Annotated in this window: 19 protein-coding genes; 13 read left to right on the top strand and 6 right to left on the bottom strand. The window is 71.0% G+C overall.

The window, feature by feature from the left end; all coding sequences use genetic code 11:
• Window positions 1-130 precede the first annotated feature (130 nt).
• Both ACZ4Z5_RS11080 and ACZ4Z5_RS11075 read right to left on the bottom strand, forming a co-directional pair.
• On the bottom strand, window positions 131-847 hold the full coding sequence (locus tag ACZ4Z5_RS11080) for an ABC transporter permease (RefSeq protein WP_468260490.1): 717 nt from the start codon (window positions 845-847) through the stop codon (window positions 131-133).
• A 62-nt stretch (window positions 848-909) separates the two neighbouring features.
• Entirely contained in the window at window positions 910-1,839 is a 930-nt protein-coding gene (locus tag ACZ4Z5_RS11075; RefSeq protein WP_468259891.1) for an ABC transporter ATP-binding protein, read from the bottom strand.
• Between the two features lie 170 nt (window positions 1,840-2,009).
• Between ACZ4Z5_RS11075 and ACZ4Z5_RS11070 the strand changes: the two genes are divergently transcribed.
• From ACZ4Z5_RS11070 to ACZ4Z5_RS11035, 8 genes are read left to right on the top strand one after another with little or no spacing between them, the layout of a single operon-like run.
• Window positions 2,010-2,771, top strand: a complete 762-nt coding sequence (locus tag ACZ4Z5_RS11070; protein WP_468259889.1) for a helix-turn-helix transcriptional regulator — start codon at window positions 2,010-2,012, stop codon at window positions 2,769-2,771.
• Window positions 2,768-4,183, top strand: coding sequence for a Fe-S cluster assembly protein SufB (gene sufB, locus ACZ4Z5_RS11065; RefSeq protein WP_468259886.1), 1,416 nt, complete (start codon window positions 2,768-2,770; stop codon window positions 4,181-4,183). Before ACZ4Z5_RS11070 ends, sufB begins: the two co-directional genes overlap by 4 nt.
• Before the next feature lie 59 nt (window positions 4,184-4,242).
• Window positions 4,243-5,427, top strand: coding sequence for a Fe-S cluster assembly protein SufD (gene sufD / locus ACZ4Z5_RS11060; RefSeq protein ID WP_468259884.1), 1,185 nt, complete (start codon window positions 4,243-4,245; stop codon window positions 5,425-5,427).
• Window positions 5,424-5,741, top strand: a complete 318-nt coding sequence (locus tag ACZ4Z5_RS11055; protein ID WP_468259881.1) for a bifunctional 3-phenylpropionate/cinnamic acid dioxygenase ferredoxin subunit — start codon at window positions 5,424-5,426, stop codon at window positions 5,739-5,741. The genes sufD and ACZ4Z5_RS11055 overlap by 4 nt, the downstream gene beginning before the upstream one ends.
• A gap of 7 nt (window positions 5,742-5,748) precedes the next feature.
• Window positions 5,749-6,513: a Fe-S cluster assembly ATPase SufC gene (gene sufC, locus ACZ4Z5_RS11050; RefSeq protein WP_468259878.1), complete on the top strand. Its 765-nt coding sequence runs from the start codon at window positions 5,749-5,751 to the stop codon at window positions 6,511-6,513.
• Window positions 6,510-7,766 (top strand): cysteine desulfurase, encoded by a 1,257-nt coding sequence (locus ACZ4Z5_RS11045; protein WP_468259875.1) that lies wholly within the window; start codon window positions 6,510-6,512, stop codon window positions 7,764-7,766. The genes sufC and ACZ4Z5_RS11045 overlap by 4 nt, the downstream gene beginning before the upstream one ends.
• Window positions 7,767-7,780: 14 nt before the next feature.
• The gene (sufU, locus tag ACZ4Z5_RS11040) at window positions 7,781-8,245 is read left to right on the top strand and encodes a Fe-S cluster assembly sulfur transfer protein SufU (RefSeq protein ID WP_468259872.1); all 465 of its coding nucleotides are present in this window, start codon (window positions 7,781-7,783) and stop codon (window positions 8,243-8,245) included.
• On the top strand, window positions 8,242-8,640 hold the full coding sequence (locus ACZ4Z5_RS11035) for a metal-sulfur cluster assembly factor (protein WP_468259870.1): 399 nt from the start codon (window positions 8,242-8,244) through the stop codon (window positions 8,638-8,640). Before sufU ends, ACZ4Z5_RS11035 begins: the two co-directional genes overlap by 4 nt.
• Window positions 8,641-8,763: 123 nt before the next feature.
• On the opposite strand, the gene ACZ4Z5_RS11030 is transcribed toward ACZ4Z5_RS11035, so the two are convergent.
• Window positions 8,764-9,900 (bottom strand): DUF7847 domain-containing protein, encoded by a 1,137-nt coding sequence (locus ACZ4Z5_RS11030; RefSeq protein WP_468259867.1) that lies wholly within the window; start codon window positions 9,898-9,900, stop codon window positions 8,764-8,766.
• Window positions 9,901-10,001: 101 nt separating this feature from the next.
• Here ACZ4Z5_RS11030 and ACZ4Z5_RS11025 point away from each other — a divergent pair, with 101 nt between their 5' ends.
• Together ACZ4Z5_RS11025 and ACZ4Z5_RS11020 are read left to right on the top strand one after the other, a co-directional pair.
• A complete protein-coding gene (locus ACZ4Z5_RS11025) occupies window positions 10,002-10,538 on the top strand; it encodes a TetR/AcrR family transcriptional regulator (protein ID WP_468259865.1) in 537 nt (178 codons plus the stop codon).
• A 119-nt stretch (window positions 10,539-10,657) separates the two neighbouring features.
• Window positions 10,658-10,981 (top strand): DMT family transporter, encoded by a 324-nt coding sequence (locus ACZ4Z5_RS11020; RefSeq protein WP_468259862.1) that lies wholly within the window; start codon window positions 10,658-10,660, stop codon window positions 10,979-10,981.
• Here the strand turns inward: ACZ4Z5_RS11020 and ACZ4Z5_RS11015 are convergent.
• Window positions 10,956-11,840 (bottom strand): winged helix-turn-helix transcriptional regulator, encoded by an 885-nt coding sequence (locus tag ACZ4Z5_RS11015; RefSeq protein WP_468259859.1) that lies wholly within the window; start codon window positions 11,838-11,840, stop codon window positions 10,956-10,958. The two genes, ACZ4Z5_RS11020 and ACZ4Z5_RS11015, sit on opposite strands and share 26 nt — an antisense overlap.
• Before the next feature lie 145 nt (window positions 11,841-11,985).
• Here ACZ4Z5_RS11015 and ACZ4Z5_RS11010 point away from each other — a divergent pair, with 145 nt between their 5' ends.
• Window positions 11,986-12,204 carry a hypothetical protein gene (locus ACZ4Z5_RS11010; RefSeq protein ID WP_468259856.1) on the top strand — a complete coding sequence of 73 codons (219 nt, stop codon included), beginning with the start codon at window positions 11,986-11,988 and terminating at the stop codon, window positions 12,202-12,204.
• 43 nt (window positions 12,205-12,247) lie between these two features.
• Window positions 12,248-13,237: a 2,3,4,5-tetrahydropyridine-2,6-dicarboxylate N-succinyltransferase gene (gene dapD, locus ACZ4Z5_RS11005; RefSeq protein WP_468259853.1), complete on the top strand. Its 990-nt coding sequence runs from the start codon at window positions 12,248-12,250 to the stop codon at window positions 13,235-13,237.
• Window positions 13,238-13,270: 33 nt separating this feature from the next.
• Here the strand turns inward: dapD and dapA are convergent, their stop codons facing one another.
• A complete protein-coding gene (dapA, locus tag ACZ4Z5_RS11000; RefSeq protein ID WP_468259850.1) occupies window positions 13,271-14,155 on the bottom strand; it encodes a 4-hydroxy-tetrahydrodipicolinate synthase in 885 nt (294 codons plus the stop codon).
• Window positions 14,156-14,304: 149 nt separating this feature from the next.
• Entirely contained in the window at window positions 14,305-16,152 is a 1,848-nt protein-coding gene (locus tag ACZ4Z5_RS10995; protein WP_468259847.1) for an endonuclease/exonuclease/phosphatase family protein, read from the bottom strand.
• Window positions 16,153-16,371: 219 nt separating this feature from the next.
• Here ACZ4Z5_RS10995 and ACZ4Z5_RS10990 point away from each other — a divergent pair, with 219 nt between their 5' ends.
• Window positions 16,372-17,949: a hypothetical protein gene (locus ACZ4Z5_RS10990; protein ID WP_468259844.1), complete on the top strand. Its 1,578-nt coding sequence runs from the start codon at window positions 16,372-16,374 to the stop codon at window positions 17,947-17,949.
• Window positions 17,950-18,536: the final 587 nt, after the last annotated feature.

Genomic DNA, 18,536 nt, shown 5'->3' with positions numbered 1-18,536 from the left:
GCCGGGGCCGGCGAGCTGCCAGGGCCGACGAGCAGCTGGAGCCGAAGAGCTGCCGGTCCCACGAGCTGCCGGGGCCTTCAAGGTTCCGGAGCCTCCGGAGGTGCTGAGAACCCCGCGCCTTCCCGCGCCGCTACTCCCAGCGGAACAGCCGGGCCGCCGCGCCCAGCCCCAGCACCGCCCACACCGCGAGGACGCCCAGCTCGGTCCACGGCACGGACGCGCCCTGCTGGAGCACCTCCCGCAGGCCCTCCGACAGCGCCGAGATCGGCAGCAGGCCCAGCAGCGACTGCACGGCCCCGGGGAACCTGTCCAGCGGGACGATCACCCCGCCGCCCACGAGCAGCAGCAGGAAGACGAGGTTGGCGGCGGCCAGCGTCGCCTCCGCGCGGAGCGTGCCGGCCATCAGCAGTCCCAGCCCGGAGAACGCGGCGGTGCCCAGCACCAGCAGGAGCAGCACCGTGAGCGGGTTCCCGTGCGGCGACCAGCCCAGGGCGAACGCGATGACCGTCAGCAGCACGATCTGCAACCCTTCGGTGACCAGCACCGACAGGGTCTTCGCGGTCATCAGCGCCCAGCGGGGGAGCGGTGAGGCCCCGAGCCGCTTCAGTACGCCGTACCGCCGCTCGAAGCCGGTCGCGATGGCCTGTCCGGTGAACGCCGTGGACATCACGGCCAGTGCCAGGACACCCGGGGCGAGGAAGTCGACCGCCCTGCCCTCGCCGGTGTCGACGATGTCGACGGTGGAGAACAGCACCAGCAGAAGCGTCGGGATGACGACCGTCAGCAACAGCTGCTCGCCGTTGCGGAGCAGCATCCGGGTCTCCAGCGCGGCCTGGGCGGCGATCATCCGCCCGACCGGCGCGGCGCCCGGCTTCGGCGCGTACGTCCCGGTGCCCGTGCTTGTGGTGGTCACGACCGCAGCTCCTTGCCCGTCAGTTCCAGGAACACGTCCTCCAGGGTGTGCCGCTCGACGGAGATGCTGCTCGGCATCACGCCGTGCTGGGCGCACCAGGAGGTGACGGTGGCCAGCAGCTGGGGGTCGACGACGCTCGCGGCGATCCGGTAGCCGCCGGGGACCGGCTCCGCGGCGGCGCAGCCGTCCGGGAGCGCCTTGAGCAGGGAGGCCAGGTCGAGGCCGGGGCGCCCGGTGAAGCGCAGGGTGTTCTCGGCGCCGCCGCGGCACAGCTCCTCGGGGCTGCCCTGGGCGACGACCCGGCCCGCGTCGATGATCGCGACGTCGTCGGCGAGCTGCTCGGCCTCGTCCATGAAGTGGGTGGTGAGCACCACGCCCACCCCGTCGCCGCGCAGCTCGCGCACCAGGTCCCAGGTGGAGCGGCGGGCCTGCGGGTCGAGTCCGGCGGTCGGCTCGTCGAGGAAGACCAGCTCGGGGCGGCCGACCACGGCCATGGCGAGCGCGAGACGCTGTTGCTGGCCCCCGGAGAGCCGGCGGTAGGCGGTGCGGCCGCAGCCGCCGAGGCCGAGGCGTTCGACCAGGGCGTCGACGTCCAGCGGGTGGGCGTGCAGTTTCGCCATGTGGCGCAGCATCTCGACGGCCCGGGCGCCCGCGTACACACCGCCCGACTGGAGCATCACGCCGATACGGGGCCGCAGCCGCGCCGCGTCGGCGACGGGGTCGAGCCCGAGGACGCGGACGGTGCCTGCGTCCGGGCTGCGGTACCCCTCGCAGGTCTCGACCGTGGTGGTCTTGCCGGCGCCGTTGGGGCCGAGGACGGCGGTGACCGTGCCGGCGCGCACGGTGAGGTCGAGGCCGTTGACCGCGGTTTTGTCCCCGTACCGCTTGACCAGGCCGAGCACTTCGACCGCGGGCTCTTCTCGCATGCCGGAAGTCTACGAAGGTGCGCCGGCCGGGTGGTGGGCAGGCCCATGGACCGGGCCTCCACCGTGATCGTTTCCGCAGGTCAGCTTAGGTTTACCTAAGTGATGAAGGGCACCGTGGCCGGTCCGGACGTGGGTTGTCACGTCCGAACGAATTACGCAACAATGACGTTGTGAAAAACCGCGAGGCTGTCGGGGACGCCCCCCAGGAGGAGCTCGCGACCGGGGAGCGGTCCACCCGCAACCGGGTCGCGCGGTCCATCCTGGATCACGGGCCGTCGACCGTCGCGGATCTCGCCAAGCGACTCGGCCTGACCCAGGCCGCGGTCCGCCGGCACCTCGACGCACTGGTCCAGGAGAACGTCGTCGAGCCCCGTGAGCAGCGCGTCTACGGTTCGCGCGGGCGCGGACGCCCGGCCAAGGCGTTCGCCCTCACCGACTGCGGCCGGGACGCCTTCGACCAGTCGTACGACATGCTCGCCGCCGACGCGCTGCGCTGGATCGCGCGGCACGCCGGGGGAGAGGCGGCCGTCGCACGGTTCGCCCGCGAGCGGCTGGAGGCGCAGGCCGCGGCCTACCGCGAGGCGGTGGACGCCGCGTCACCCGAACGGCGGACCGAGGCCCTTGCGAAGGCCCTGAGCGTCGACGGGTACGCTGCTACGGCCCGTAGTGCGCCCAATCCGCAGCAGGGCGAGCAGCTCTGCCAGCACCACTGCCCGGTCGCCCATGTCGCCGAGCAGTTCCCGCAGCTGTGCGAGGCGGAGACCGAGGTCTTCTCCCGCCTGCTCGGCACGCATGTGCAACGTCTGGCCACCATCGCCCACGGCGACGGGGTGTGCACGACGTTCATCCCGCGCAGCGCAGACCACCCGTCTGGCGCAGCAAAGACCACCCACACAGCATCTGCAAGTACGGCCGGGAGGAACCCCGCATGACCACCGAGATCACCCACCCTGAGCTCGAGGGCCTGGGTCGGTACGAGTACGGCTGGGCCGACTCCGACGCGGCCGGCGCCGCGGCCCGGCGCGGCCTCTCCGATGAGGTCGTGCGGGACATCTCCGGGAAGAAGTCCGAGCCGGACTGGATGCTGAAGCTCCGCCTCAAGGGCCTGAAGCTGTTCGACAAGAAGCCCATGCCGAACTGGGGCTCCGACCTCTCCGGCATCGACTTCGACAACATCAAGTACTTCGTGCGGTCCACCGAGAAGCAGGCCGAGAGCTGGGAGGACCTGCCGGAGGACATCAAGAACACGTACGACAAGCTCGGCATCCCCGAGGCGGAGAAGCAGCGCCTCGTCGCCGGTGTCGCCGCCCAGTACGAGTCCGAGGTCGTCTACCACCAGATCCGCGAGGACCTGGAGCAGCAGGGCGTCATCTTCCTGGACACCGACACCGCGCTGAAGGAGCACCCGGAGCTCTTCCAGGAGTACTTCGGCACGGTGATCCCGGCCGGTGACAACAAGTTCGCCGCGCTGAACACCGCCGTGTGGTCCGGCGGATCGTTCATCTACGTGCCGAAGGGCGTGCACGTCGAGATCCCGCTCCAGGCCTACTTCCGTATCAACACGGAGAACATGGGCCAGTTCGAGCGGACGCTGATCATCGTCGACGAGGACGCCTACGTCCACTACGTCGAGGGCTGCACCGCCCCGATCTACAAGTCGGACTCGCTGCACAGCGCCGTCGTCGAGATCATCGTCAAGAAGGGCGCCCGCTGCCGCTACACGACCATCCAGAACTGGTCGAACAACGTCTACAACCTGGTCACCAAGCGTGCCGTTGCCTACGAGGGCGCGACCATGGAGTGGGTCGACGGCAACATCGGCTCCAAGGTGACCATGAAGTACCCGGCCGTCTACCTGATGGGCGAGCACGCCAAGGGCGAGACGCTGTCCATCGCCTTCGCGGGCGAGGGCCAGCACCAGGACGCCGGCGCCAAGATGGTCCACATGGCCCCCAACACCTCCTCGAACATCGTCTCCAAGTCGGTGGCGCGAGGCGGCGGCCGCACCTCGTACCGCGGCCTGATCGAGATCGGCGAGGGCGCCGCCGGTTCGAAGTCCAACGTGCTCTGCGACGCGCTGCTGGTCGACACCATCTCGCGCTCCGACACGTACCCGTACGTCGACGTCCGCGAGGACGACGTCTCCATGGGGCACGAGGCGACCGTCTCCAAGGTCTCCGAGGACCAGCTCTTCTACCTGATGAGCCGTGGTCTGTCCGAGGACGAGGCGATGGCGATGATCGTGCGCGGTTTCGTCGAGCCGATCGCCAAGGAGCTCCCGATGGAGTACGCCCTGGAGCTCAACCGGCTGATCGAGCTGCAGATGGAAGGCGCGGTCGGCTGACGCCCGCCCCCGTACGCAGCCACTGATTTCCGACGTAGGAAGAGAGCAAGACGACAGCCATGGCCGAGGCTCAGAAGATTCCGGCGGGTTCCACCACCGCCGGCGCGATCGCGGTGGCCGCCGAGTCCACCGTCGCCACCCGTATGAGCGCTCCCCCGTCCTTCGACGTGGCGGACTTCCCCGTCCCCCACGGCCGTGAGGAGGAGTGGCGGTTCACGCCGCTGGAGCGCCTCCGCGGGCTGCACGACGGCACCGCCGTTGCGTCCGGGGAGGGCGTGCGCGTCGAGGTGACCGCGCCCGACGGCGTCACCGTCGAGGCCGTCGGCCGCGACGACGCGCGGCTCGGCAGGGCCGGCACCCCCGTCGACCGGGTCGCCGCCCAGGCGTACTCCTCCTTCGAGAAGGCCTCGGTCGTCACCGTCGCCAAGGAGACCGTGCTCACCGAGCCGATCCGGATCTCGGTCCACGGCGAGGGCGGCACCGCCTTCGGCCACCAGGTGATCGAGCTCGGCGCGTTCGCCGAGGCCGTCGTGGTCATCGACCACACCGGTGACGCGGTCCTCGCCGCCAACGTCGACTACCTCCTCGGTGACGGCGCCAAGCTGACCGTCGTCTCGGTCCAGGACTGGGACGAGAAGGCCGTCCACGTCGCCCAGCACAACGCGCTGGTCGGCCGGGACGCCTCTTTCAAGTCGATCGTGGTCACCTTCGGCGGCGACCTGGTCCGGCTGCACCCGCGGGTGAGCTACGCGGGCACCGGCGGCGAGGCCGAGCTGTTCGGCCTCTACTTCACCGACGAGGGCCAGCACCAGGAGCACCGCCTGCTGGTCGACCACAACACCCCGCACTGCCGCTCCAACGTTGCCTACAAGGGCGCACTCCAGGGCCAGGACGCGCACGCCGTGTGGATCGGCGACGTCCTGATCGAGGCGGCCGCCGAGGGCACCGACACCTACGAGCTCAACCGGAACCTCGTCCTCACGGACGGCGCCCGGGTCGACTCGGTGCCGAACCTGGAGATCGAGACGGGTGAGATCGTCGGCGCCGGCCACGCCTCCGCGACCGGCCGGTTCGACGACGAGCAGCTCTTCTACCTGATGGCCCGTGGCATCCCCGAGTACGAGGCCCGCCGCCTCGTGGTCCGCGGCTTCTTCGCCGAGCTGGTCCAGCAGATCGGGCTGAAGGACGTCGAGGAACGCCTCATCGCCAAGATCGAGGAAGAGCTGGAGGCGTCGGTCGCATGACCTTTGTCCGTGTCTGCGGGTTGAGCGAGCTGGAGGAGGACACCCCGAAGCGGGTGGAACTCGACGGCACGCCGATCTCGATCGTCCGCACCGAGGGCGAGGTGTTCGCGATCAACGACATCTGCTCGCACGCGAACGTCTCGCTGTCCGAGGGCGAGGTGGAGGACTGCGCCATCGAGTGCTGGCTGCACGGCTCCAGCTTCGACCTCCGCACCGGCAAGCCGTCCGGTCTTCCCGCGACGCGCCCCGTCCCCGTGTACCCCGTAAAGATCGAAGGGGACGATGTGCTCGTCTCCGTCACCCAGGAGTCCTGAGTCACCCATGGCAACGCTTGAAATCCGCGACCTGCACGTCTCCGTCGAGGCCGAGAACGGCCCCCGGGAGATCCTCAAGGGCGTCGACCTGACCGTGAAGCAGGGCGAGACCCACGCCATCATGGGCCCCAACGGCTCCGGCAAGTCGACGCTCGCGTACTCGCTCGCGGGTCACCCCAAGTACACGGTCACCGGCGGCACCGTCCTCCTCGACGGAGAGGACGTCCTGGAGATGTCCGTCGACGAGCGCGCCCGCGCCGGTGTCTTCCTGGCCATGCAGTACCCGGTCGAGGTCCCGGGTGTCTCGGTCTCCAACTTCCTGCGCACCTCCGCCACCGCCATCCGCGGCGAGGCCCCGAAGCTGCGCACCTGGGTGAAGGAGGTCAAGGAGGCCATGGAGCGTCTCCAGATGGACCCCGCCTTCGCCGAGCGCAATGTGAACGAGGGCTTCTCCGGCGGTGAGAAGAAGCGGCACGAGATCCTGCAGCTGGAGCTGCTCAAGCCGAAGGTCGCGATCCTCGACGAGACCGACTCGGGCCTCGACGTCGACGCGCTCCGCATCGTCTCCGAGGGCGTCAACCGCGTCCGCGAGACCGGCGAGGTCGGCACCCTGCTGATCACGCACTACACGCGCATTCTGCGCTACATCAAGCCCGACCGCGTGCACGTGTTCGCGAACGGCCGGATCGCCGAGTCCGGCGGCCCCGAGCTCGCGGACAAGCTGGAGGCCGAGGGCTACGAGGCGTACGTGAAGGGTGGCGCAACAGCGTGACGATTCTGCCGGGCCTCCTGGACACAGAGGCGCTCCGCAAGGACTTCCCGATCCTGGACCGCGTCCTGCACGACGGGAAGAAGCTCGTCTACCTGGACAACGCGGCGACCTCGCAGACCCCGCGCCAGGTCATCGACGTGCTGAACGAGTACTACGAGCAGCACAACGCCAACGTCCACCGTGGCGTGCACGTCCTCGCCGAGGAGGCCACGGCGCTGTACGAAGGCGCTCGTGACAAGGTCGCCGCCTTCATCAACGCCCCGAGCCGCGACGAGGTGATCTTCACCAAGAACGCCTCGGAGTCGCTCAACCTCGTCGCGAACATGCTGGGCTGGGCCGACGAGCCCTACCGGGTGGACCACGAGACCGAGATCGTCATCACGGAGATGGAGCACCACTCCAACATCGTGCCGTGGCAGCTGCTCGCGCAGCGCACCGGAGCGAAGCTGAAGTGGTTCGGGCTGACCGACGACGGCCGGCTCGACCTCTCCAACATCGACGAGATCATCACCGAGAAGACGAAGGTCGTCTCCTTTGTGCTCGTGTCCAACATCCTGGGCACCCTCAACCCGGTCGACGCGATCGTCCGCCGGGCCCAGGAGGTCGGTGCGCTGGTGCTGATCGATGCCTCGCAGGCCGCCCCGCACATGCCGCTGGACGTGCAGGCGCTGGGCGCCGACTTCGTGGCCTTCACCGGCCACAAGATGTGCGGTCCGACGGGCATCGGCGTGCTCTGGGGCCGTCAGGAGCTGCTGGAGGACCTTCCGCCGTTCCTGGGCGGCGGCGAGATGATCGAGACCGTCTCGATGCACTCCTCGACGTACGCCCCGGCGCCCCACAAGTTCGAGGCCGGTACGCCCCCGATCGCCCAGGCCGTCGGCCTCGGTGCGGCGGTGGACTACCTGACGTCGATCGGCATGGACCGGATCGCGCAGCACGAGCACGCGCTCACCGAGTACGCCGTGCGCCGGCTGCAGGAGGTCCCCGACCTGCGGATCATCGGCCCGAGCACGGCGGAGGACCGCGGCGCCGCGATCTCCTTCACCCTCGGCGACATCCACCCGCACGACGTCGGCCAGGTCCTCGACGAGCAGGGCATAGCGGTCCGGGTGGGTCACCACTGCGCTCGGCCGGTCTGCCTGCGGTACGGAATTCCTGCCACCACGCGAGCGTCGTTCTATCTGTACTCCACACCGGCCGAGGTCGACGCACTGATCGACGGCCTGGAGCACGTCCGTAACTTCTTCGGATGAGGGGCTGACGAAGCGTGAAGCTGGATTCGATGTACCAGGACGTCATCCTGGACCACTACAAGCACCCGCACGGGCGGGGCTTGCGGGACGGCGACGCCGAGGTACACCACGTCAACCCCACCTGCGGTGACGAGATCACGCTCCGCGTGAAGTACGACGGACTGCGCATCGCCGATGTGTCGTACGAGGGCCAGGGCTGTTCCATCAGCCAGGCGTCGGCCTCCGTGCTGAACGAGCTGCTGGTCGGCAAGGAGCTCGCCGAGGCACAGAAGATCCAGGGCGTGTTCCTGGAACTGATGCAGTCCAAGGGCAGGATCGAGCCCGACGACGCCATGGAGGAGGTGCTGGAGGACGCGGTGGCGTTCGCCGGCGTCTCCAAGTACCCGGCCCGTGTGAAGTGCGCGCTGCTGAGCTGGATGGCGTGGAAGGACGCGACGGCCCAGGCACTGGGCGAGAGCGCGGAGAAGGAGACGGCATGAGCGAGAACACCGAGACCACGGCGGAGCAGGAGTGGCCGGACGAGAGCACCTTCTCGTCCGAGGCCACGGCGCCGGCGACCACCACGCCGGCGACCGAGGAGGAGATCCGCGAGGCGCTGTACGACGTCGTCGACCCCGAGCTGGGCATCGACGTGGTCAACCTCGGTCTGATCTACGGCATCCACATCGACGACTCCAACGTCGCGACCCTCGACATGACGCTGACGTCCGCGGCCTGCCCGCTGACCGACGTCATCGAGGACCAGGCCAAGTCCGCGACCGACGGCATCGTCAGCGAGCTGAAGATCAACTGGGTCTGGATGCCGCCGTGGGGCCCGGACAAGATCACCGACGACGGGCGTGAGCAGTTGCGCGCGCTCGGCTTCAACGTCTGATCCTCCGCGCACACGCCGTACGGCCGATGCCCGCCGGTCCACGACCGGCGGGCATCGGCTTGTCCGTTTCCGGAGGAGGCCTCCGCGGGATTCCTTCCGGACGCGCCGCGCGGAGGGGCGCTCTCAGGGCCCGTAGGGAGCCCCCGCCGGGATGCCCGCCGCCCGGGCCAGGCCGGTCGCCAGGTCCTCCGTCCGGATGCGGCGGTCGACGTAGAGCAGCGTCGTGGCCGCCTGGGGGAGCAGTGCGGTCACGATCTGGCTGATCAGCGCGCCCACCACGTACATCACGAGGTACGGGGCTATGCTCCCGAAGATCTCGGAGGGCGTGGGGTCGGCGCCGGCCGCGGTCATGCCGGGCAGGCTGACGAACATGCCGACCATGGTGAAGGGCATCTGGATGAAGTAGCCGATCACCCCGGCCATGATCAGGACCAGCGCCAGGATGCCGAAGGTGCGCCACCAGGCCCCTCGCACCAGCTGGGCCGAGCGGCGCAGCGCCGCGATCGTGCCGATGCCTTCGAGGACGGCGGCGGGGGCGGCCAGGGAGAAGCGCACGTACAGCCAGAGCGACACCGGCCAGGCGGCCAGGACCAGCAGGAGCCACAGGCTCAGTCTGGCGTCGGACGAGCCGGACGACGCGGCGGTGGCGATGATCCAGACGACCAACCCGAGGACCAGGACCACGGGGACGGCTGTGACCAGGGTGGACAGCACCAGGGTTCCCATCAGTGTGGGGACCCGTGACCAGGCGCGCCGCCATACGACGCCGAAGGGCGCGGGCTGGCCGGTCACGGCCTCCTGTATCACCACGGCCGTGGCCGACTGGATGAGCGCGGTCGCCACCAGGACGGCGAGCAGGCTCACCACGAGCAGCGTGATCAGCACGAGCAGCATTGCAACGGGAGACGGGGCCGGCCCGTGGTCCTCGTCGTGTCTGAAAAGGGCGTCGAAGTCCTCCTGGACCGCGAGGAAGCCGCCGACGCCGAAGGCCGTCACGATCACGGCCACCGCGCCGTAGGCCAGGGCCGTGATGCCGAACAGCGCCGCCCGGTAACGGCCCAGGGTGGCGAAGGCGCCGCCGAGGAGATCGCCGAGACCCAGCGGCTTCAGGGGTATCACACCCGGCTTGGGTACCGGCGGCGGCATCCAGCCGACCGCTCCGGGCGGCGGTCCGTAGGGCGTGCCGCCGTAGGGGCCCCCGCCGTACGGGCCCTGGCCCAGCGGATCCTGGCCGCCCTGCGGCCCCCCGCCCCACCCCATGTCCTGTGACACCTGTGCTCCCCGTGTATCTCTTGCCCGACCCTCCCGGGCCCCTTTCCGGTGCGCACACGGTAGCGGGTGCGGCGTGTACGTTCGTCGGCATGGTCCGCCGCTACGATCCCGACCGCCGTCAGCGCATCATCGACGCCGCTCTCCGGGTGGTGGGGCGCAGCGGCATCGCGGGGCTGAGCCACCGCAGCGTCGCCGCCGAGGCGGACGTGCCGCTGGGCTCGACCACCTACCACTTCAGGACGCTGGACGACCTGATGGTCGCCGCGCTGCGCCAGGCCAACGAGGGCTTCGCGGCGATGATCCGGGAGAGCGGCGCCCTTGCCGGTCCGGACGCCGATCTGCCGACGGAACTCGCCCGGCTGATGGGGGAGTGGCTGACCGCGGACCGCGTCGGCGTGGAGCTGGAGTACGAGCTGTATCTCGCCGCGCTCCGGCGCCCGGCACTACGGCCGGTCGCCGCCGAGTGGACCGACGGGGTGGCGGAGCACCTGGCCCGGCGCACCGATCCGGTGACCGCGCGGGCCCTCGTCGCGCTGATGGACGGCATCTGCCTCCAGGCGCTGCTGACCGGCGGGACGTACGACGAGGAGTACGCACGGGAGATGCTGGCCCGGCTGGTCCCGTGACGGCGGAGGATCCCGCGGGCAGGCGGCGGGCGTTCCGTGCGCTCACGCCGTCGGCTCCCTGTGGACGCCGCGGGCATCCGGTGTGAAGGGATGACAGGGCGATGTGTACGCTCGTACACATGCCATACCTCCTCCTCGCCTGCGCGATCGGCTCCGAGATAGCCGCGACGACGGCGATGAAGTACAGCGAGGGCTTCACCAGGCTCTTGCCCTCGCTGATCACGGTCTCCGGGTACGCCGTGGCCTTCTACTTCCTCTCCCTGACCCTGAAGTCCATGTCCGTCGGCACCGCGTACGCCATCTGGTCCGGTGTGGGCACGGCGGTCGTGGCCGCGATCGGCATGGTGTTCCTGGGGGAGACCGCGAGCGCGGTGAAGCTCGCCGGCATCGCCCTCGTCATCGGCGGCGTGGTGCTCCTCAACCTCGGCGGGGCCGCCCACTGACCACGGCCAGCGCGGCCTCGACGCTCGCCGCGATGTCGGTGACCGGGTAGAGGACCTCGCGGACCGTCCGGTCGCGGTCGACGACCAGGGTCAGCCGCTTCAGCCGGCTCACGCCCGCGGCGCGGAACGTCGGCAGCCGCAGGGCCGCGGCCAGCTCCAGGTCCGCGTCGGACAGCAGGGGGAAGCGCAGCCGCTCCTTGTCGGCGAACGCCCGCTGTTCGTCGGGGCGCTGGGTGGACACGCCGTGCACGGTGGCCCCGGCGGCGGTGAACTCCGCCAGCTGGTCGCGGTAGGTGCAGGACTCCAGGGTGCAGCCCTGGGCGCCGGGGATGCCGGCCCAGCCGGGCGGGTAGGCGTCACGGCGCGCGAAGGCGCTCGGGAAGCAGTAGAGGACGGTGTAGGGGGTGTCCGCGACGGGATCGCGCGGTTCGCCGTCGTAGTCGCTGAGCGTCAGCTCCGGCAGCCGTGCCCCCTTCAGTGCGTGCACCCTCGCGGCCTCGTGGGACGCCTCGTCCGTGGTCGCCATGGTCTCCCCTTCCCCCAGCACCCAGGTGTCCCCCCAGTCCTGGAGTGCGATCAGTACGGGCAGCAGGGCCCTGCCGCGCGGGGTGAGCCGGTACTCGTGGCGGACCGGACGGTCCTGGTACGGCTCGCGCGACAGCACCCCGGCGTCCACCAGCAGCCGGAGCCGTTCGGTGAGCACCTTGCGGGACATGCCCAGTTCCTCTTGGAGCGCGTCGAAGCGGTGCACCCCGCGTGCGGTGTCGCGCACGATCAGCAGGGTCCACCAGTCGCCGACGACGTCGAGGGCCTGCGCGATGGCGCAGTCGGCGTCGCCGAGGCTCGTCCTGCGGGCCATACCCCTGTCCTTCCCCTGGCGTTGACCCGAGGCTGCCATGTTGGCATAGTGAGTTCCCAAAAGGAACTCACGGGTCCGGCGTGGAACCGCCCCGCCGCTGTCGCCCTTCACCGCTGCCCCGCCCCTCGAAGCCCCCGACCGCGCGATGGGGCGCTTCCGGAGCCTGTACGCGGGGGTCTCCGTCACCGGCACGATCCGCGCCGCCCCGCTCGGCGGCGCGCTCGACGCCACCGCGCCCGGCCTTCTCCGGCCGTTGTGCGCCGTGCTGGGCGCGGCCGCGGGCACCGCGGTGCTTGCCGGCCGGCCGGTCTCGGACGGTGAGGGCGGCGCGCACCGTGACGGCGGCCGCGGGCCCGTTCCATGAGACCGGTTCGCCCGAGCGGCCGGTGGCCGGTTAGGTTCGTGCCATGACCGACACGACTGCTTCTCGCACCACCGGCGCCGTCGCCGCCGGACTCGCCACGCTCACCGCCGACGGCACGGTCCTCGACACCTGGTTCCCCGCCCCCGAACTGTCCGCCGAGCCCGGCCCGGCCGGCACCGAGCGCCTCTCCGCCGAGCGCGCCGTCGAGCTGCTCGGCGAGGGTGCCGCCAAGGCGATCGGGCCGGACGCACGCCGGGGCGTCGAGGTGGTCGCCGTCCGTACGGTCATCGCCTCGCTCGACGACAAGCCGCTGGACGCGCACGACGCCTACCTGCGTCTGCACCTGCTCTCCCACCGTCTGGTGAAGCCGCACGGCCAGAACCTCGACGGCGTCTTCGGTCTGCTCGCCAACGTCGCCTGGACCTCGCTCGGCCCGGTCGCCGTCGACCAGGTCGAGACGGTGCGGCTGAACGCCCGTGCCGAGGGCCTGCACCTCCAGGTCACCTCGATCGACAAGTTCCCGCGGATGACGGACTACGTGGCCCCCAAGGGCGTGCGCATCGCCGACGCCGACCGCGTCCGGCTCGGCGCCCACCTGGCAGAGGGCACCACGGTCATGCACGAGGGCTTCGTCAACTTCAACGCCGGCACCCTCGGCACCTCCATGGTCGAGGGCCGGATCTCCGCCGGTGTCGTCATCGGCGACGGGTCCGACATCGGTGGCGGCGCCTCCACCATGGGCACCCTCTCCGGCGGCGGCAAGGAGATCATCACCGTCGGCGAGCGCTGTCTGATCGGCGCCGAGGCGGGCGTCGGCATCGCGCTCGGCGACGAGTGCGTCGTCGAGGCCGGTCTGTACGTCACGGCCGGCACCCGGATCACCATGCCCGACGGCCAGGTCGTGAAGGCCCGTGAGCTGTCCGGCGCCTCCAACATCCTCTTCCGCCGCAACTCGGTGACCGGCACCGTCGAGGCCCGCCCGAACAACGCGGTGTGGGGCGGCCTCAACGACATCCTGCACAGCCACAACTGACGCACGGACGGACCGGACACCGGACGCGAGGGGCTAAGCCCCTACGAGCCGTTCGTACTCCGCCCGCAGCCCGTCGGCCACCTCACGGCCGGCGGGCTGCAGCGGTTCCCGGACCGTGCCGCCGAGCAGGGCCTTGACCGTCACCGTGCCGGGCAGGCCCGACGCCATCATCAGCTCGACGAGCGGCAGCACCCGCCGGCACAGCAGCGCGGCGCCCGCGGTGTCGCCCGCGTCGTAGGCGTCGAGCACCGCCCGCATCTGCCGCGGGGCGACGTTCGCGACCGTGCTGACGAAGCCCGCGCCGCCCACCGCGTACAGCGGGAGGTTCAGCTCCTCGCTGCCCGAGTAGTACGCCAGACCGGTGCGCGCGATGCCCTTCGTGCTGTTCAGCAGGTCGTACGAGCAGTCCTTCACCGCCACGATCCGCTCGTGTCCCGCGAGCCGCAGCATGGTCTCCGGTTCGATGCGGGTGCCGGTGCGGCCGGGGATGTCGTACAGCATCAGGGGCACGCCCACGCCGTCCGCGACAGTCGTGAAGTGCGCCGCGACGGCGTCCTGCGGCGGGCGGCTGTAGTACGGGGTGACCACGAGGAGTCCGTCCGCGCCCGCCGACTCCGCGGAGCGCGCCAGGTCCACGGTGTGCCGGGTGCTCGCGCTGCCCACGCCCGCGACGACGGCCGCCCGGTCGCCGACCGCCTCCACCACGGCCCGCACCAGCGCGGTCTTCTCGGCGTCCGACGTGGTCGGGGACTCGCCCGTGGTGCCGTTGACCACCAGACCGTCGCAGCCGCCCTCGTCGACCAGGTGTGCGGCCAGCTTCTGCGCGGTGTCCAGGTCGAGTTCACCGTCCGCGGCGAACGGGGTGATCATCGCGCAGAGCGCGCGGCCGAAGGGGCGGGGTGTGCTCGTGGTCTCCATGATCCAGTCTCTGCACACAGGATCGTGAAGGTCTACTTAGATCTTCTTGAGGGGAAGGGTAAGCATTGCTCAACAAAAATGACGCACGCCCCAGGGCGGGGAGGGTGGCGAACACCCTTTGCCGCCCCGGGGCGTGAGCGCCGACGGGACTACGGACGGAAGCGCAGCACCTGCGGGTCGTGGTCGCTGTTCTGCTCCGCGAACTCCGCGTTGATGTGGACGCTGTCGTAGCTGAAGTCGCAGATCGACGGGCTGGTCAGGATCTGGTCCAGCACCTGGCTGTTGCCCTGGTAGACGTACGAGTAACGCTCGCTGCGAGGCAGCGACTTGATCGCGGCGCGCAGCGCACCACCGTCCGTCAGCGCCTTCGTGGTCTCCGAGAACTCGAAGTCGTTGATGTCGCCCAGGACGACGACGTCGGCGCGGCGCTGCACCGCGAGGATGTCCTTGACGAAGGTGTTGACCGCCTGCGCCTGCTGGAGCCGCTTCGCCTCCGACGGGCGGGCCGGCGGCTGGTGGTGGGACGCGAGGCCCTCGTCGCCGCCCTTCGAGCCGAAGTGGTTGGCGATCACGAAGACCGTGCGGCCGCGGAAGGTGAACTCCCCGGCCAGCGGCTTGCGGCTGTTCTCCCAGGCGGCGTTCGCAGGGTCGATCCGGCCGGGGGAGTGGGTGAGGGCGGCCTGGCCGCGCTCGCCCTTGGTCACCTCGGTCGCGGCCGTGGCGTCACCCGCGGAACGGTCCGTGAAGGAGACCCGCTCGGGGTTGAAGAGGAACACCTGGCGGATGTTGCCGCCGGGCTCGCCGCCGTCCTTGTTGTTCTGCGGGTCGACGGACCGCCACTGGTAGGCCGGGCCGCCGGCGGCGACGATCGCGTCCGTGAACTTCTTCAGCGTCACATCGGCGGCGACCGTACCGTCGTTCTTCGCGCCCGTGTTGTCCTGGATCTCCTCCAGGGCGAGGATGTCCGGCGAGGAGAGGTTCTTCACCGCGGCAGCGGCCAGCGCGTCGAACTTGGACTGCGGGTCGCTCGGGTCCAGGTTCTCCACGTTGTACGTGGCGACCGCCAGCTCGTCACGGCGCTGCTTGCGGGTGACCTCCCGCTGCAGGCCGTTGTCGGTCACGGTGCCGAGGGTGCGGGCGGTGAGGGTGTAGCCGCCGAACTGGTTGAAGTCCAGCGGGCCTTCCGTGGTGCCGGACAGCACGTCACCCACGTTCGCCTTCGGGAAGGGCTTCTCGGCGATGGGGGCGAGCTGCTGGATCTGCAGACGGCCGGTGTTCTGGTCCTCGTACGAGCCGTAGACCGTGCCGCCGCGGCGGTTGGCGTTCTCCCGCGGCTTCACGGTGACCCACAGCTCGTGGTACGGGTCGGTGGCGCCGACCACGCGCGAGCTGCCGATACGGACGTTCATGCCCTCCAGCGACTCGTAGCGGTCCAGGGCGTACCGCGAGGGCTGCAGCGGCAGGGAGTTGACGGAACCGCCGGCCGCGGGGTCGCCCTCGGGGGCGTACGCGGAGGGGACGGTCCTCGCGGAGAGGGTGAACGGCGTGGGCAGCGCGTTGCCGGAGGAGACCACGGTGACCGTGGGCTTGGTTATCTGGGTGATCGACTGGTTGCCGGATTTGAGGCCGCCGGGCACGTACTCGGTGACGGTGCCGGAGACCTTGACCGCGTCGCCCACGGCGACGGTCGGTGCGGAGCTCGTGAAGACGAACAGGCCCTCGCTGGTGGCCGGGTCGGCGTCGGCCTCGCTGTCGGCGGCCTGGATCCAGAAGCCCTTGGAGCCGTAGGTGCGGACGCCCGTGACGATACCGGTCACGTCCGTCACCGCCTGCCCGGCCAGCGGGGACGTGCGGGTGGTGCCCTGGATGTCGTGGATCCGGACCTCGGCGGCGGACGCGGTGGACGCACCGGCGAGCAGCCCGGCGGCCAGTGCGGTGGCCACCACCGCGGCGACCGCGGAGTGTCTGGGCAGGGAGGACGAAGAGACGGCTGGCATGAAGGAAGACTCCGGATCTTGGTCAGTGAGGGACGGAGTGAAAGATTTCTACGCGCGTCAACGACGGACACGCCGCGCGTCAATTACTGACACGCGTGAGCGACTTGTCAAGGGCCGCAGGATGCACGGTTACTGACAGGTAGATGAACCGGTCGTCATCGGGCGAATGCGTCTACGCTGAGCTACATCGCCCATCACGTCCCGGAGGAGAGCCGCCAGATGCCCGGAGACCGTCCCAGCCTGCCGCCGGTGCGGCTGCACTCCGACGCCGAACTCGCGCGGGACGCACTGGGCACGCCGCTCCTCTCGCGGGCGGCACGGCTCGCTCGCTGGGCCGGTCCCGGCACCCGCACCGGTGTGGGCGGCGAGCTGGCCGACGACCAACTGGCCGAAGCCGCGGAAGCGTTGGGTCTGGAGTCCGACGAGGAGGGCGCGGCCCTGGCGAGCGAGGCATGGCGGGTCGCGGTCGACACCGGGCTCGTCGACGTCGGCCCCGGCCCCGGCCCCGGCCCCGGCCCCGGTGCCGGTGCCGGTGCCGGTGCCGGTGCCGTCGTCGCGGACGAGGCCGGACTCCGGGCCGGGCGCGGGAACGGAGCCGGACGCGAGGGGCACGGTCATGGAACCGTCTGCGCCGGTGATAATCTCCGGCTGCTCACCGGGGGTTCACCGCGCGACGTCCTCGCGATCTGGCTGGACGCCCTGGAGGCAGTGCTCGCCGACGCCACCGCCCCGGTGTTCGACGACGTCGCGGACCTCGTCGGGGAGGACGGCCGGATCGACCTCGGCCGGCTCACCTGGGATCCCAAGGCGGAGAGTGCGTTCCTCGACGGGGTGCTCGGCAATCTCTACCTGCTCACGGCCGGCGAGAACCGGACCGGTGCCGGTCCGGTGCCGCTCCCGGCACTCGCCGCGTCGGTGATCGTCCCCGCCGGGACCGGCGAACCCACCGACGACGCCCTGGAACAGGTCTCGGACGCGATGATGCGGCTCGACCGCCAGTTCCGGCTGCTGGACGCCATCGGTCTCGTCGAGTACAGCCCGGTCGACGAAGCCCTGATGACCGAGGAGGACGAGACGGCCGACGAAGCCGTGCCGCCCGTGGACGAGGACGACGTGGCCCGGTACGGCATGGTCCGGCTCACCCCGCTCGGCCGCTACGGCGTGCGCTCCCGGCTGCTCGCGGACGGCGTCGACGCGCCCGTCGTCGGCCGACTCGCCACGCAGGACGCGGCAGCCTTCCTCGACGGGCTCGCCCGGTACTCCGAGGGCGCGGGACGGGCCGAGGCCGAGCAGTGGGTCGCCCGGCGCGAGCCCCTCGCCGCAGCGCGGGAACTGCTCGACGCGGCGCGGGGAGCCGACCCCGCCGCACCACTGCGGCGGCTGCACTGCCAGCAGGTCCTCCCGCTCACCGGCCCGGCGGCGGAACCCGCGGTCCGCGAGGTCCTCGACGACTCCGAACTGGGCGGACTCGCCCGTGTGTGGCTCGCCGAGCACGGCGCCGCGGACGTCCCGCCACCGCCGGAGGCGATGGTCTACTGGCTGGCCGTGGACACCATCGCGGCACAGCTGGCGGCATCGGGGTCAGGCTCGGTGCCCGAGGGACAACTGGCGGGCCTCCAGGACCTGGTGGAGGGCCTCGTCGGCGGCCACGGCGGATTCCTCGACACCGCGTGGCGCACCGACCACCCCGCCACGGCGGACGTCCTGGAGGCGATCGGACGGCTCCACCCGGACCGCGCCACGGCGAAGCAGGCCCGCAGGGCGGCGTACCGGGCGAGGTCCCGCGGGCGGGGGTGAAGCCCCGCGGACCGGAGCTTGCGCACGAGCCCGTGCGCCGCAGCGTCCGTGGCCCGTCCCGGCGCCGAGCCCGCGTGAGCCCACGCACAGGATCCCGCGCGAGTCGCGTGCGGCCCCGCGTCCGTTCCGGCGGCCCGACCAGGGCCGTCGGGGCGCCGGCCCGCGGAACGCCGATCGGGGCGCCGGCCCGCGGAACGCCGATCGGGGCGCCGACCCGTGGAACGCCGACCCGCCCAGGCCCGTCGGGGCGCCGGGCAGGCTCCCGCCCCTTCCGTGCACCGCGCCGCTCCTCCGGTGCTGCTCCCTGCCCGTCGCCGTCGGCCGTGCTCGCGGACGCCTCACCCCGCACCCTTCCGCGAAGGAGCGGTTCCGGCCTGCCGGCCCTGCCCGGACGACGCGTGGCGGTTCGTCGGGTTCGCTCACCCTGCTGGGACGCTGGTCCCGACCCGTCCGTCCGGCACGCGTGGTGGTCCACCGGCCCCTCCCCGGGGCATGGTGACGGACGACCGATCCTCGTCCGCGCACGTTCAACTCGCGTTCATGCGTGGGCGGGAGCGTGTCGCCGCACCGCATGACAATGTCAACGG

It is taken from the genome of Streptomyces sp. NPDC030222, assembly GCF_055573115.1.
Note: the sequence above shows the minus strand (reverse complement) of the source record. Positions and strands in the feature narration are given on the sequence as shown.

What these genes read in the sequence shown, in the direction of transcription:
- ACZ4Z5_RS11080 (WP_468260490.1), bottom strand. Translation starts at nt 847, where the DNA reads ATGATCGCCGCCCAGGCCGCGCTGGAGACCCGGATGCTGCTCCGCAAC.
- ACZ4Z5_RS11075 (WP_468259891.1), bottom strand. Translation starts at nt 1,839, where the DNA reads ATGCGAGAAGAGCCCGCGGTCGAAGTGCTCGGCCTGGTCAAGCGGTAC.
- sufB (WP_468259886.1), top strand. Translation starts at nt 2,768, where the DNA reads ATGACCACCGAGATCACCCACCCTGAGCTCGAGGGCCTGGGTCGGTAC.
- sufD (WP_468259884.1), top strand. Translation starts at nt 4,243, where the DNA reads ATGGCCGAGGCTCAGAAGATTCCGGCGGGTTCCACCACCGCCGGCGCG.
- ACZ4Z5_RS11055 (WP_468259881.1), top strand. Translation starts at nt 5,424, where the DNA reads ATGACCTTTGTCCGTGTCTGCGGGTTGAGCGAGCTGGAGGAGGACACC.
- sufC (WP_468259878.1), top strand. Translation starts at nt 5,749, where the DNA reads ATGGCAACGCTTGAAATCCGCGACCTGCACGTCTCCGTCGAGGCCGAG.
- ACZ4Z5_RS11035 (WP_468259870.1), top strand. Translation starts at nt 8,242, where the DNA reads ATGAGCGAGAACACCGAGACCACGGCGGAGCAGGAGTGGCCGGACGAG.
- ACZ4Z5_RS11030 (WP_468259867.1), bottom strand. Translation starts at nt 9,900, where the DNA reads ATGGGGTGGGGCGGGGGGCCGCAGGGCGGCCAGGATCCGCTGGGCCAG.
- ACZ4Z5_RS11025 (WP_468259865.1), top strand. Translation starts at nt 10,002, where the DNA reads ATGGTCCGCCGCTACGATCCCGACCGCCGTCAGCGCATCATCGACGCC.
- ACZ4Z5_RS11020 (WP_468259862.1), top strand. Translation starts at nt 10,658, where the DNA reads ATGCCATACCTCCTCCTCGCCTGCGCGATCGGCTCCGAGATAGCCGCG.
- ACZ4Z5_RS11015 (WP_468259859.1), bottom strand. Translation starts at nt 11,840, where the DNA reads ATGGCCCGCAGGACGAGCCTCGGCGACGCCGACTGCGCCATCGCGCAG.
- ACZ4Z5_RS11010 (WP_468259856.1), top strand. Translation starts at nt 11,986, where the DNA reads ATGGGGCGCTTCCGGAGCCTGTACGCGGGGGTCTCCGTCACCGGCACG.
- dapD (WP_468259853.1), top strand. Translation starts at nt 12,248, where the DNA reads ATGACCGACACGACTGCTTCTCGCACCACCGGCGCCGTCGCCGCCGGA.
- dapA (WP_468259850.1), bottom strand. Translation starts at nt 14,155, where the DNA reads ATGGAGACCACGAGCACACCCCGCCCCTTCGGCCGCGCGCTCTGCGCG.
- ACZ4Z5_RS10995 (WP_468259847.1), bottom strand. Translation starts at nt 16,152, where the DNA reads ATGCCAGCCGTCTCTTCGTCCTCCCTGCCCAGACACTCCGCGGTCGCC.
- ACZ4Z5_RS10990 (WP_468259844.1), top strand. Translation starts at nt 16,372, where the DNA reads ATGCCCGGAGACCGTCCCAGCCTGCCGCCGGTGCGGCTGCACTCCGAC.